Source organism: Streptomyces sp. NBC_01298 (assembly GCF_035978755.1).
GTDB lineage: Bacteria > Actinomycetota > Actinomycetes > Streptomycetales > Streptomycetaceae > Streptomyces.
The window spans coordinates 6,236,775-6,248,952 of record NZ_CP108414.1 but is presented as its reverse complement, the minus strand read 5'-3'; the positions used below and the strand labels follow the sequence as shown (position 1 = coordinate 6,248,952).

Annotated in this window: 13 protein-coding genes; 6 read left to right on the top strand and 7 right to left on the bottom strand. The window is 73.6% G+C overall.

The window, feature by feature from the left end; translation table 11 throughout:
• Nucleotides 1-64: 64 nt before the first annotated feature.
• Nucleotides 65-487 carry an organic hydroperoxide resistance protein gene (locus tag OG730_RS28355; RefSeq protein ID WP_243329373.1) on the bottom strand — a complete coding sequence of 141 codons (423 nt, stop codon included), beginning with the start codon at nucleotides 485-487 and terminating at the stop codon, nucleotides 65-67.
• A 65-nt stretch (nucleotides 488-552) separates the two neighbouring features.
• Nucleotides 553-1,575 carry an NADP-dependent oxidoreductase gene (locus OG730_RS28350; protein WP_327306886.1) on the bottom strand — a complete coding sequence of 341 codons (1,023 nt, stop codon included), beginning with the start codon at nucleotides 1,573-1,575 and terminating at the stop codon, nucleotides 553-555.
• A 98-nt stretch (nucleotides 1,576-1,673) separates the two neighbouring features.
• On the opposite strand from OG730_RS28350, the gene OG730_RS28345 reads away from it, so the two are divergent.
• Nucleotides 1,674-2,096, top strand: a complete 423-nt coding sequence (locus OG730_RS28345; RefSeq protein ID WP_327306885.1) for a MarR family winged helix-turn-helix transcriptional regulator — start codon at nucleotides 1,674-1,676, stop codon at nucleotides 2,094-2,096.
• A 51-nt stretch (nucleotides 2,097-2,147) separates the two neighbouring features.
• On the opposite strand, the gene OG730_RS28340 is transcribed toward OG730_RS28345, so the two are convergent.
• Nucleotides 2,148-2,906, bottom strand: coding sequence for an SCO2400 family protein (locus OG730_RS28340; RefSeq protein WP_327306884.1), 759 nt, complete (start codon nucleotides 2,904-2,906; stop codon nucleotides 2,148-2,150).
• Between the two features lie 79 nt (nucleotides 2,907-2,985).
• Here OG730_RS28340 and OG730_RS28335 point away from each other — a divergent pair, with 79 nt between their 5' ends.
• Nucleotides 2,986-3,588 carry an RNA-binding protein gene (locus OG730_RS28335; RefSeq protein ID WP_327306883.1) on the top strand — a complete coding sequence of 201 codons (603 nt, stop codon included), beginning with the start codon at nucleotides 2,986-2,988 and terminating at the stop codon, nucleotides 3,586-3,588.
• Here the strand turns inward: OG730_RS28335 and OG730_RS28330 are convergent.
• Nucleotides 3,585-4,331: an esterase/lipase family protein gene (locus OG730_RS28330; protein WP_327306882.1), complete on the bottom strand. Its 747-nt coding sequence runs from the start codon at nucleotides 4,329-4,331 to the stop codon at nucleotides 3,585-3,587. The genes OG730_RS28335 and OG730_RS28330 overlap by 4 nt on opposite strands.
• Before the next feature lie 242 nt (nucleotides 4,332-4,573).
• Between OG730_RS28330 and OG730_RS28325 the strand changes: the two genes are divergently transcribed.
• From OG730_RS28325 to OG730_RS28315, 3 genes are all read left to right on the top strand, one after another.
• Nucleotides 4,574-5,611, top strand: coding sequence for a rod shape-determining protein (locus OG730_RS28325; RefSeq protein ID WP_327306881.1), 1,038 nt, complete (start codon nucleotides 4,574-4,576; stop codon nucleotides 5,609-5,611).
• Complete coding sequence (locus OG730_RS28320; RefSeq protein WP_327306880.1) at nucleotides 5,608-7,203, top strand: sensor histidine kinase; 1,596 nt, start codon at nucleotides 5,608-5,610, stop codon at nucleotides 7,201-7,203. Before OG730_RS28325 ends, OG730_RS28320 begins: the two co-directional genes overlap by 4 nt.
• A gap of 458 nt (nucleotides 7,204-7,661) precedes the next feature.
• The gene (locus OG730_RS28315) at nucleotides 7,662-9,095 is read left to right on the top strand and encodes a carboxyl transferase domain-containing protein (RefSeq protein ID WP_327306879.1); all 1,434 of its coding nucleotides are present in this window, start codon (nucleotides 7,662-7,664) and stop codon (nucleotides 9,093-9,095) included.
• Here the strand turns inward: OG730_RS28315 and OG730_RS28310 are convergent.
• The 3 genes from OG730_RS28310 to OG730_RS28300 all read right to left on the bottom strand — a co-directional run bounded on the left by OG730_RS28310 (nucleotide 9,060) and on the right by OG730_RS28300 (nucleotide 11,697).
• The gene (locus OG730_RS28310; protein WP_327306878.1) at nucleotides 9,060-9,596 is read right to left on the bottom strand and encodes a hypothetical protein; all 537 of its coding nucleotides are present in this window, start codon (nucleotides 9,594-9,596) and stop codon (nucleotides 9,060-9,062) included. The two genes, OG730_RS28315 and OG730_RS28310, sit on opposite strands and share 36 nt — an antisense overlap.
• A gap of 9 nt (nucleotides 9,597-9,605) precedes the next feature.
• On the bottom strand, nucleotides 9,606-10,703 hold the full coding sequence (locus OG730_RS28305; RefSeq protein ID WP_327306877.1) for an esterase-like activity of phytase family protein: 1,098 nt from the start codon (nucleotides 10,701-10,703) through the stop codon (nucleotides 9,606-9,608).
• A 157-nt stretch (nucleotides 10,704-10,860) separates the two neighbouring features.
• The gene (locus tag OG730_RS28300) at nucleotides 10,861-11,697 is read right to left on the bottom strand and encodes a helix-turn-helix domain-containing protein (RefSeq protein WP_327306876.1); all 837 of its coding nucleotides are present in this window, start codon (nucleotides 11,695-11,697) and stop codon (nucleotides 10,861-10,863) included.
• A gap of 49 nt (nucleotides 11,698-11,746) precedes the next feature.
• On the opposite strand from OG730_RS28300, the gene OG730_RS28295 reads away from it, so the two are divergent.
• A complete protein-coding gene (locus tag OG730_RS28295) occupies nucleotides 11,747-12,157 on the top strand; it encodes a cupin domain-containing protein (protein ID WP_327306875.1) in 411 nt (136 codons plus the stop codon).
• Nucleotides 12,158-12,178 lie beyond the last annotated feature (21 nt).

Sequence of the window (12,178 nt, the reverse complement as noted above, 5' to 3'; positions counted from 1 at the left end):
GTGCGGCCTTCGACGTACGGCACGGACCGGATCAACCGGCCGAACCGGTCGAGCGGGTCGGAGATCAGACCGCGAGCTCGACCGTGATGTTGCCGCGGGTCGCCTTGGAGTACGGGCAGACCTGGTGGGCCTTCTCGATGAGGTCCTTGGCGGTGGCCGCGTCCACGTTCGGGATGGAGGCCGAGATCTTGACGATGATGCCGAAGCCGTCGTCGTTCTTGCCGATGCCGACCTCGGCGGTGACCGTGGAGCCGGTGATGTCGGCGTTCTCGTTGCGGGCGACGACGCCGAGCGCACCCTGGAAGCAGGCGCTGTAGCCGGCGGCGAACAGCTGCTCGGGGTTGGTGCCCTCGCCGCTGCCACCGAGCTCCTTCGGCGGGTTCACGACGACGTCGAGGCGACCGTCGTTGGTGGCGACGCGACCGTCACGGCCGTTCTCGGCGGTGGCAATGGCGGTGTACGCGACGTCGGACTGCTGGATGGACATGTAAGGAAATCCTCCTGGTAATCGCCGGGACTCGCGCCCACGCGTCACGGCGGTGTGGAGTGAGCCTAACCGGTGAAAGAAACGATCATCTTTCCGGTGTTGTCGCCGCGCAGCATTCCGAGGAAGGCGTCGGTGGCGTTCTCCACTCCCCGCACGACCGTCTCGTCGGCGACGAGCTGCCCGGAACGCAGCCAGCCGGCCACGTCCTGGACGAACTGCGGCTGCAGTCCCGCGTGGTCTCCGACCAGCACGCCCTGCAGGCGCAGCCGCTTGCCGATGACGAGGGCGAGGTTGCGCGGCCCGGGCACCGGCTCCGTGGCGTTGTACTGGGCGATGGCCCCGCACAGGGTGGCCCGGCCGTGCACGTTCAGGGAGGAGATGGCGGCCTCCAGGTGGTCGCCGCCGACGTTGTCGAAGTAGACGTCGATGCCCTCGGGCGCGGCCTCCTTCAGCTGGTCCGCGACGGGGCCGCTCTTGTAGTTGAAGGCGGCGTCGAAACCGTACTTCTCCGTGAGGAGCGTCACCTTCTCGTCGGAGCCGGCGGAGCCGATCACCCGGGAGGCGCCCTTGATCTTCGCGAACTGGCCGACGAGGCTGCCGACCGCTCCGGCGGCGCCGGAGACGAAGACGGAGTCGCCCTCCTTGAAGGAGGCGACCTCCAGGAGCCCGGCGTAGGCGGTCAGGCCCGGCATGCCGAGGACGCCGAGGTAGGCGGAGAGCGGGGCGAGCGAGGCGTCCACGGGGGTGGCGTGCCTGGCGTCCACGTCCGCGTACTCGCGCCAGCCCAGACCGTGCAGCACGTGGTCGCCGACCGCGAAGCGCTCGTCGGCCGAGGCCACGACCTCGCCGACCGCGCCGCCGTCCATGGGCTGGTTGAGCTGGAACGGCGGGATGTAGGACTTCACGTCGTTCATCCGGCCGCGCATGTACGGGTCCACGGACATGTGGAGGTTGCGCACCAGGATCCGGCCGGCGGCGGGCTCGGCGTTCACCGGTACCTCGCGCAGGGCGAAGTCCTCGGCGACGGGCCAGCCCTGCGGGCGGCGGACGAGGTGCCACTCGCGGCTGACGGCGGGGATCTGGGACATGGGGTGCTCCTGGGATGAGGGGAGGAAATGCTTCACAACGTGAAACAACCATGCGCCTGGATATTTCATGTTGTCAAGTAAATGGGTACGCTGGATCCATGCCCAGTCGTCGCGCAGACCCCCTGACCCTCGAGGTCGTCGAGCTCATCGGCGACGTCGTGGCCCGCTACCACCAGGAGTACGAGCACGCGGCCTCCAGCCACCAGCTCACCGGCGCCCAGGCCCGCGTGCTGAACCTGCTCTCCCTGGACCCGATGCCGATGCGCAAGATCGCGCAGAAGCTGCGGTGCGAGCCGTCGAACATCACCGGGATCGTGGACCGCCTGGAGACCCGCGGGCTGGTCGAGCGCCGCCCCGACCCGGCAGACCGCCGGGTGAAGCTCGCCGCGCCCACCGAGGAGGGCCTGCAGACCGCCGACCGGCTCCGCGAGTCGCTGGACTTCGCCCGGGAGCCGCTGGCCGGGCTCACCGCGGCCGAGCGCGCGGTCCTGCGGGACCTGCTCAGGCGGATGCTGGGCTGAGCCTCGCGGGGCGGAGGCCGGGCCGACCGGAGGCGGTCGGCGGTCAGCCCCTCAGCAGAAGATCCACCAGCAGTCACGGGTCGGCGTCGGGGACGGGGACGGGGGCGGGGGCGGAGGCGGGGACTGCTTCCCGGGCTTCCCCTTGGGGCCCTTCGGGTTCGCGCTCTTGCTGGGAGACGCGGATCCGCTGGACCCCGATGTGCTCGGAGCAGCGGACGAGGGAGTCCGGGAAGCGCTCCGCGACGGCCCCGCCCCGGAGGCGGAGCCGGACGCCCCCTCCGTGGAGGCCCCGGTGCTCCGTCCGGTCCCGCCCGGCTTCGCACTCCCGGCCGTGCCCTTCACCGGGCCCTTCGTCGAAGCCGTACCCGAGGGCGCGGCGGGCTCGTCCGTCAGACCGGGCAGCGGAGCCGGCTCCGCAGGCCCCGCGTCGTCGGTCAGCACCACCGTCGCCGCCCGGTCGGTGCGCTCCCCGTCGACCGCCAGCCGGGCCAGGCCCAGGGTGGCTCCGGCGGCGAGCATCAGCCCGAGTCCCACGGTGAGCGCGGTCCGGCGGCGTCGGCGGTGTCCGGCGCGGCGGCGGTCGGCGGCGCGGCCCTGGCCCCGCCCCCGGCCTTGCCCCCGTTCTCCGGACAGCACGACGAGGGAGTCGGCGTACACGTCGGCGAGCGCGGCCGGGTCGCTCCCGAAAGCGGGGGCGGGCGCGGCGGGCACTGCGGGCGCGGCGGATCTCAGGTGTTCCGCCGGGGTCCCGCATCCGGCGCACGCCAGCGCACCGTTGAGGTACCTGCGGCAGGCGATGCAATAGTCCATGGCGCCCCGCAGGCTACGCGTTCGCTCACAACGGCCGTATACCGGGATCGTGAGGATCCTGTGTGGAAGGCTTGGCTCCATGACCAGGACGCCGGGAACACCGCCCCTCACGCCGGGCCCCTTCGGCCCCGCCGGCTTCCAACTGGTGCTGCTGCGCCGGATGGCGGACTTCCAGCCGGGACTCGCGGAGGAGGCCCGCCGGCTGCTCGGCGCCTCCCTCGCCGAGCAGCGGGAGGCCAACAAGCGCTGGCAGGCCATGGTCCGGTCGCCGCGTTCGCGGGGCGCCCTGGCCCGCTACCGCTCGGTGCTCGGCCCGCCCGAGGCCGTCTCCCCGCGCACGATCGGCGATCTGACGTGCGAGGCCCTGCTGTGGCCGGTGCCGCTGTGGCCCGGCCTCCGCTTCGAGGTGCTCGCCGCGCCGGACGGGGCCGTGTGGAACGAGTGGCTGGTCCGGGCTCCGGGCGCGCCCGGTCCCGTACTGGAGTCGCCCGAGGACCTGCTGCCCTGGTCGGCGACGGTCGACGAGGTGGCGCGGGCCTTCGCGCCGGTCCGCCCGATGGAGGGCACCGCCCCGACGCGGTGGCGGCTCGCGTTCACCGCGTCGGGGCGGGCCTGCGTCGCGGAGTTCACGTACGGCCTGCTCCAGGAGGTCACCGTGGCGGACCTCCCGGAGCCGGGTTAGGACCGCAGGAAGGCCCGTACGCCCGCCGAGGTGGGGTCGTCGCCGAGCAGGTCGTTGTGCTTGAGGCAGCCGACCGGGGTGTTGGTCGCCCCGGTGAGCGGGACGCTGTCGTCGGGGTTGATGACCTCGTCGCAGTTCGACCAGAAGGTGGCGTACCGCACCGCGCCGGGGGTCTCGTCGCCGGAGTTCAGGTTCTTGACCACGTACGAGCCGGGGGTCATGTCCCGGCAGGCCTGGTCCCACAGGGCGCAGGCCCAGGCGGTGGAGGTGCCGCGGTTGGGGCCGGCGAGGGAGACCCAGCGGTCCACGTACGGACCGCCGCCGCCGAACTTCACGTACCAGCGGGTGACCAGCGAGCCGAAGGAGTGCGCGACCAGGTCCACCCGGGCGGCGCCGGTCTGCCGGCGGACCTCGTCCACGTACGCGGCGAGCCGTCCGGAGAGGACCTCGTTGACGGACTGGTGGGTGTCGTAGCCGAAGGAGAAGAGCTCGGAGTCTGCGTACCCGTCGGCGCGCAGGTCCTCGCGCAGGGAACCCCAGACGCCGGGGTCGGCGTTGTAGCCGTGCACGAAGACCACCGGATTGCGCGCGACGGCCGATCCGGAAAGCACGCCGGAGCCGGAAAGCGCGCCGGAGGATGCCCCCGGGGACGCCCCGGAGGCCTGGGCCGGGAGCGCGGGCGCCGCGAGCAGCGCCAGGCAGAGCGTCAGAAGGGCGAGCAGTCGCTGGCGGACCGTCAGCATCGAGTCCCCTTTACCTTGTTACGCACGAGTAGCACGATGGGTGCGGGCATGGTCGCGCCTGGCGTCGCAGAATTCCACCCCCGTGCAGCACTCACCCGCACCCCTCGTGACCCTTCCGTATCTCACGACACCCCCCACCCGGAGCATCAAATCGGGCAATACGGGTAATTCACCCGAGAAGATACGAAGTGTGACCGGCACCCGCCGGTCTTCTTGCGTCAGTGCTCTCGGGAGGATCTGCCGTGACCGTCAGTCTTGAGCAGTTGCGCCGCTGCCACGTGGCCGTCGACCTCGGAGCGGCCAGGACCCGCGTCTACGTCAAGGGCCTCGGCCTGGTCGTGGACGAGCCCAGTGTCGCCGCCGTGAACACGCGGACCGGCGCACTCATCGCCGTCGGCACCTTCGCCGAGCGGATGACCGGCCGCACGCCCGACTACATCCGTGTCGTCCGCCCCGTCTCCGGCGGCACCGTCGTCGACATCGAGATGGCCCAGCGCATGCTGCGCCACCTCCTCGGCGAGAAGCTGCGGCGCGCCCTGCGCCGCAAGCCCCGGCTGCGGGCCGCCGCCTGCACCCCGCACGACGCCGACCCGCTCGCCCAGCGCGCGGCGGTGGAGACGATGGTCGGACTCGGAGCCCGGCGCGTCGAACTCGTCGACACCCTGATCGCGGCGGCCGTCGGCTGCGGACTGCCCGTGGAGCAGCCGACCGCGACGATGATCATGGTGTGCGGGGCCGCCGCCACCCAGGTCGCCGTCCTCTCCCTCGGCTCGATCGTCACCGCCGTACGGATCCCGGTCGGCGGCGAGGCCATCGACCACGCCGTCGTCCAGCACCTGCGCCACGCGCACGAGCTGATGCTGCCCAGCCAGGCCGTCCGCCCGCTCCAGCTGGCCCTGCACGGGAACGGCATCACCGCCGAGGGCCCGGCCTCCACCCTCATCCACGGCCGCGACGTGTCCACCGGACTGGCCCGCTCCGTCACCGTGGACACCGCGGCCGTCCGCGACGCCATCTACACCCCGCTGACCGCCGTGCTCGACGGCATCGGCAAGGTGCTGCGCGACTGCCCGCCGGACCTGGTGGCCGATCTGACGGACCGGGGGATCATGATGGTGGGTGGCAGCGCCCTGCTGCCGGGCCTGGACCAGATGCTCCGCGACGCGACCGGCATGCCCGTGGCCATCGCCGAACGGCCGGACGTCTGCGCGGTACTGGGCCTCGGCATGATGATCGAAGGGAAGATCTCCCCCATGGTTCTGAACCCCCTGGCCGAATGACGCACGCCGGTCCACCCCCGCCGGCCCCCGGGGACGGGCAGGGCGTCGCCGCCCGACAGGCGGCCAGCCTGCCCGTCCTCCTGGAGGCGGTCCTCAGCGTCGGCTCCGAACTCGAACTGCGGGCCACCCTCCAGCACATCGTGGATTCGGCGACCGAGCTCTGCGCGGCACGGTACGGAGCGCTCGGGGTCGTCGACCCCGAGCGCCTCCGGCTGACCGAGCTCTTCACGTCCGGCATGACCGAGGCCGAGAGGGCGGCGATCCCCCACCTGCCGGACGGCCGTACCGGCCTGATCGGCTCCCTGATCACCGACCCGCGCCCGCTCGTGCTGGAGGACCTGAACCAGGACCCCCGCGCCGCGGGCTTCCCGCCGGGACACCCCCCGATGAAGGGTTTCCTCGGCGTCCCGATCCGGGTCCACACCGAGGTCTTCGGCAACCTCTACCTCACCGACAAGCGGGGCGGCGGCCCGTTCACGGACGAGGACCTCGCGCTGCTGCGCGTCCTGGCCTCGCAGGCGGGCATAGCGATCGGCAACGCCCGGCTGTACGAGACCGCGCGCCGCCGGGAGCGCTGGATCGAGGGCGCCGCCGCCGTGACCACGACCCTGCTGGCGGGCCGTCCGGCGGCGGACGCGCTGATGTGCGTGGCCGAACGGGCCCGGCTGCTGGCCGACGCCGCGGCCGGGGTCGTCCTCCAGCCGACCCCCGAGGGCGGCATGGAGATCGTGGCCGCCTCCACGCAGGGGGACCCCGGCGACCTGGTGGGCACGGCCATCGCCCCGGGCTCGGCGGTCCTGGAACAGCTCCTGGGCGGCGAGCCGGTCTTCATAGAGGACTCGGCGACGGACCCCCGGATGACCACGCACGTGCGCGAGCGCTTCGGCCCGAGCATGATGCTGCCCCTCCAGAGCGGCGGCCAGCTCATCGGCACGCTCGCCCTGCCGCGCGTCCGCGGCGGCCCCGCCTACGACGCCGTCGACCGGCTGCTGGCCTCGCAGTTCGCCTCCCAGGCCGCGCTGGCCCTGGTCCTGGCGGACGCGCAGCACGACCGGGAGCAGCTGGCGGTCTACGAGGACCGGGACCGCATCGCCCGCGACCTCCACGATCTGGTGGTCCAGCGGCTGTTCGCGACGGAGATGATGCTGGAGAGCACCCGGCGCCGCTCCGCCAAGGCACCGGCCGGGGACACCGTCGGCGAGGAGCTGGGCCGCGCCGTGGACGAGCTCGACTCCACCATCCAGGAGGTCCGCACGGCCATCTTCGCCCTCCAGCAGCCGCCGACGGACGCCCCGACCACCTTCCGGGGCCGGGTCCTGCGGGAGACCGGCGGGGCGGCGGTCCTGCTGGGCTTCCAGCCGTCGGTGCACTTCGCGGGCACGGTGGACGCGCTGCTGACGGAGCCCGTCGCGGGCGACCTCCTCTCCGCCCTGCGCGGAGCCCTGGCCGCGGCCCACCGCCGCGCGGAGGTCACCGCCATCGAAGTCGAGGTCGACGCGGTCCCCAGCCGGGTCCGCCTCACCGTCTCCGACGACGGCCGCACGGAGTCAGGTACCCGGGGCACCACCCTGACCTGGGAAGCCCAGCTCTGACCCTGGCGGGCCGCCGGGTGGATGGCCCTGCGGGGCTGTCCCCTACCCACCCTTCGCCCGTTCCCCGGGGCTCCGCCCCGGACCCCGGCCAAATCCAGTCCGCCTCGACCGAATCCAGTCCGCCTCGGCCAAATCCAGCCCCTCCGGCGTTTGAGGAGCGGGGGTCCGGGGGCTGGCCCCCGGGAACGGCGCCGCACCCGGCATGGGGTCCGGGCGGAGCCCGGCTGGGGGTCCCCCCGGACGGAGTCTGGGGGATGGTGGAAGGGCGGGTAGGGGACTTCGCCCCGCAGGGTCACCCACCCGCACCCGCGCACCAGGCCCACCCGAGGCCACGCCGGGCCGCCGCCGGGGCGCCGCCGAGCAAAGGTGGAAGCGCGGGTCGGGGCCATCGCCCCGCAGGGGCGGGGCCGCCCGGCCCGGGCGAGCCGCGCCCAGGCGACGGCCCGTAGGGTGGCGCCGTGACGACCCGCCCCTCGGCCCGCGCCGCCATCGCCTCCGCCACCGGCCCCGGCAGCTTCACCGAACTCCCCACCCCACCACGGCACTCCGCCCCCGACGGCCCCCTCGGCTGGGCGGGCTACGACGACTCCCGCGCCCGCGCCGCCACGCGGACCGGCGAGGACGAGTCCGTGGTCACCGGCACCGCCCGCATCGGCGGCCACGAAGCCACCGTGATCTCCTTCGAGTTCGGCTTCCTCGGCGGGTCCCTCGGCCAGCGCACCGGCGACCGGCTGGAGGCGGCCTACACCCACGCCCGCACCCACCGACTCCCCCTGGTCTCCCTCATCGCCACCGGCGGCTCCCGCATGCAGGAGGGCATGCTCGCGCTGACCCAACTACAGCGCGTGGCGCGCCAGTCCGCCCTCACCCGGGCCGCCGGCCTCCCGCAGATCGCGGTCCTGCGCGACCCCACCACCGGCGGCGGCTGGGCCACCCTCGGGGCGGGGGCCGACGTGATCCTCGCGCTGCCCGGGGCGCAGGTCGGGTTCGCCGGGTCCCGGGTGCGGCCGCCGGACGCGGATCCGGCCGCCTACACCGCCGAGGGGCAGTACGCCGCCGGGCACGTGGACGCCGTCGTCCCCGCCGCGGAGCTCCCCGCGACCTTGGAGGCATGGCTCCGGGTGTTCGCCGCGCCCCGGTCCGGCGGGGCCGTGGAACCCCCGGCCGCGCTGGCCGGCGTAGAGCTGCCCTCCACGGGGTGGGACGCCGTCCGGCAGGCCCGGCACCCCGGCCGGCCGCGCGCCGGGCGGTACCTGGACGCGTACTTCGAGCTCCGCCTCCCCCTCTCGGGCGACCGGGCGGGCGGCACGGACCCCGGGATGCTGTGCGGGTTCGGGCTCCGGGAGGGCCGGGCGCTGGCCTACGCCGCCCAGTGCGGCACCGCCACCCGCCCGGCCGGCTACCGTACGGCGGCCCGCGTCATCCGGCTCGCGGACCGGCTCGGGATCCCGGTGCTCACCCTCGTGGACACCCCCGGCGCGGCCAACGACGCCGCCGCCGAACACGCGGGCGCGGGTGCGGCCATCGCCGACGCCTTCGCGGCGCTCGCCTCGGCCGCGGTCCCCGTCACCACCCTCCTCATCGGCGAGGGCGGCTCGGGCGGCGCACTCGCCCTGGCGGCGCCGGGCAACACCTGGGTCACCCCGGACAGCTACTTCTCGGTGATCGCCCCCGAACTGGCGGCGGCCATCCTCAAGCGGCCCCCGGAGTCGGCCCCGGCGACGGCGGACCAACTGCGGGTCCGCCCACAGGACCTGGTCGCCCTGGGCGTCGCGCGCGGCATCGTCTCCCCCGCGAAGGACGCGGAGGCATCAGGGGCGGAAGGATCAGGGCCTGAGGGATCAGGGCCTGAAGGATCAGGGCCGGACCGGGAGCCGACGGATCGGGGCTGAGCCGTCGGCGGGGACGGTACCGCGCGTCACCAGGACCTCGCCCGTGTCGGCGAACTCCCAGCTGGTCGCGGGCCGGCCGTCCCCGGACGCCCAATCGGAGCGGACGACAGGACGGCTCAGCAGGCTCTCGAACCAGTCTGCGCACCGCTCCGCGAGTTCCTCGACCGTGCCGGAGGCCCGGAAGAAGCCGTGCTCGGGCGACTCGTCCAGGTGGAAGAGCTGGTCGCGGACCCTCCCGGCCCGCACCCGGGTGCCGTGGAAGTGCACGGCCCACTCACCGAGCACGAGCCCGCGGGCCTCGTCGAGGAGCGTGACGTGGACGAGGAACGAGGACTCGTCCTCGGGCCGTCCGGCCTGGCTGGGAGCCCACGGCACCCGCCAGCCGGCGGCCCTGGCGCGCAGGGCCGCCAGGAAGGTGAGTTCGGCCTCGTCGAAGTCCCAGGGCTCCTCGCCGCACTCCTGCGGGTCCTCGACCTCGAACCACCCGTTCGTGACGTCCATGGACGGACTCTAGAACCAGCGGCTCCGCGCCGGCAGCTTCACGTCCACCCGGTAGAGCCGGGTGATCTGCTGCGGGAACTCGTTGTCGTCGCTGGTCAGCAGCAGCCGCACCCGTCCGTGCTCATCGTGGTCCGTGACCACCATGCCCTCGACGTTGTCCACCAGCCGGTGGTTCTGCGGCAGCTTCGAGGGCGCGCCCAGCGTCGGGCAGCCGTCGAGGTCGCCGATCGGCGTCTTGCGGGCGGTCCGCAGCTCCGGTCCCTGCGCCAGCGCCGTCACCTTCGAGGTGTCCGTGGCGCCCAGGGGATCGGCGAGGTACAGCCGCACCGTGATCTTGAACTGCTGCGTGAAGCCGCGCTCCAGCACGATCAGCCGGCCGTCGCGCGTCGGCGCGAGCTCCACCAGCCCGTGTCCGGCGTCCACCGGGTACGCGTACTGCCGCCCGAGCACGAACTCACCGTCGCGGCCGTGGCGTTCCCAGGTCTGGATCCGCTGGAGCGTCCGCCCCTCCGCGTCCTTCCCGTCCCCGGCCAGCACGCCCTCGACACCGGCGACGAGGGTGTGCCCGCCGGGCAGCAGGGGCAGCGACTCGAAGGTCTGGTTGACCGTGGCCCGGCCCACGGGCGCGAGCTTGAAGCCGTCCGGGATCGGCAGCGAGCCCAGCACCTCGCCGGTGCGGGCGTGCCGCCGGATGGCCGGGGCGTTCTCGTCCGTCACCAGGTAGGTGCCGTCACGGTCGACGACGATCCCCTCGGAGTCGAGGGCCTTGCCCGCGCCGTCGGTCAGCGGCAGCCGCGCGGCGGCCGTCGCCGTCGGGGTGTCGCCGCGGCCCACCTTCAGCTTGTACAGCGCCGACTTGTCGGAGATCGCGGCGATCGTGCCGTCCCGGTCCACCACGAGCCCGGAGAGCCCGCCGACCAGCTTCCCGTCGATGAGGGTCTTGTCGAGGGAGTCCGAGTAGCCGGCGATCGAGAGGTACGGCGAGCAGGAACGGTCCGCCTTCGGTGCCCGCGGAGCCGCGGGGGCCTGGGCCTGGGCCTGCGGAACGAGAGCTCCGGCGAGCGCGGCGGTGGCCACGGCGGTGGTGACGAGCGTACGAAGGCGCATGAAGGCCTTCCTCCTGGATTCGACTGGGGCGGGGGTGGAGCGGGGTGGAGCGGGGTGCAATGAGGAGCGGGGCGTTAACTTCCGAACTGTCATATGACGAATCGAAAGAAAACGGAAGACCCGGCAACGCGATGGCAACGAACCCGCCAACTTCCCTTCACGTTCCCCCGGATCGGGCGAACCTCCCCGGACTGGTCCCCACGTGCCGCCCGAAGTGCCGGGTCAGGTGCGCCTGGTCGTAGAACCCCGCCGCCACCGCCGCCTCGGCCGGCCGCATCCCCGCCAGCAGCAGCCGGCGCGCCTTCGCGACCCGCAGTCCGGTGAGGTAGGCGTGCGGCGGGAGCCCGAACGCCTTCCGGAAGCCGCGGATCAGGTGGGTGGGATGGGCGTGTCCCAGAAGCGCGGACGCCTCCTCCAAGGTGATCCCGCCGAGGACCCGCGCGTCGAGGAGCTCGCGCAGTCGTACGGCCGTATCCGGGCCCGGAACCCCGTACGGGACCACCGGACGGCCCTCCAGCCACGTGCGCAGCCGCTCCTGGACGAAGGCGAGCCGCGACTGCGCCTCCAGCCGCTCGACCGCGCCGGCCGGCAACCCCCGCGCGCCCAGCGCGCGGTGCAGTCCGTGCACCCGCTCGCGCAGGGCGGCGTCGAGCAGCAGCGGCGCGTCGACGGCGGCCCCGGTCAGCGACTGGGGGAGCACGGACGCGTCGAGGTACAGCACGCGCTTGCGGAAGCCCGCCTCGGTGACGGTCCGCCCGTCGTGGACCACCCCGGGCGGCAGCAGGGCCACGGTGTCCGAGCCGCCGACGCCGTGCCGTTCGCGGTCCAGCCCGAAGTCGACGCGGCCGCCGTCGAGGATCATCAGCGTCCAGGTGTCGTGGACGTGCGCGGGGTAGGCGTGGTCGGTGAACCGGGCGTGGAACACCTCGGCGATCCCCGGCACCGGCGGCTGCCAGGCCGAGACCGTGCTGTGCGGACGTATCGCGGCTGACATGTCAGGAACGTACAAGACCGGGCCGGGCGCACCCGGGCAGCCTGCACCCATGACGACAGCCGAGAGCAGGCACGAGAGCACGCGCGAGAGCGGCCACCCGGCAGCGAGCGCGGTGAACATCGCGGAGAAGCTGGCCGGTTTCACCGAGCAGTGGGCGCCGCACCGGATCGCCCGGGTCAACGACTACGAGATCAAGATCGCCAAGGTCCAGGGCGAGTTCATCTGGCACACCCACGAGGACACCGACGAGCTCTTCCTCGTCGTCAGCGGCACCCTGACGATCCGGCTGCGCGCCGGGGACGTCGTCCTGAACCCCGGGGAGATCTACGTGGTCCCGCGCGGGGTGGAGCACTGCCCGCGGGCCGACGGGGAGACGGCGATCCTGCTGTTCGAGCCCGCCGGCACCGCCAACACCGGCGGGGAGGTCAGCGACCGCACCCGCGAGCCGGTGGACGCGTAAGGGCCGCCGGGTGCGGGAACC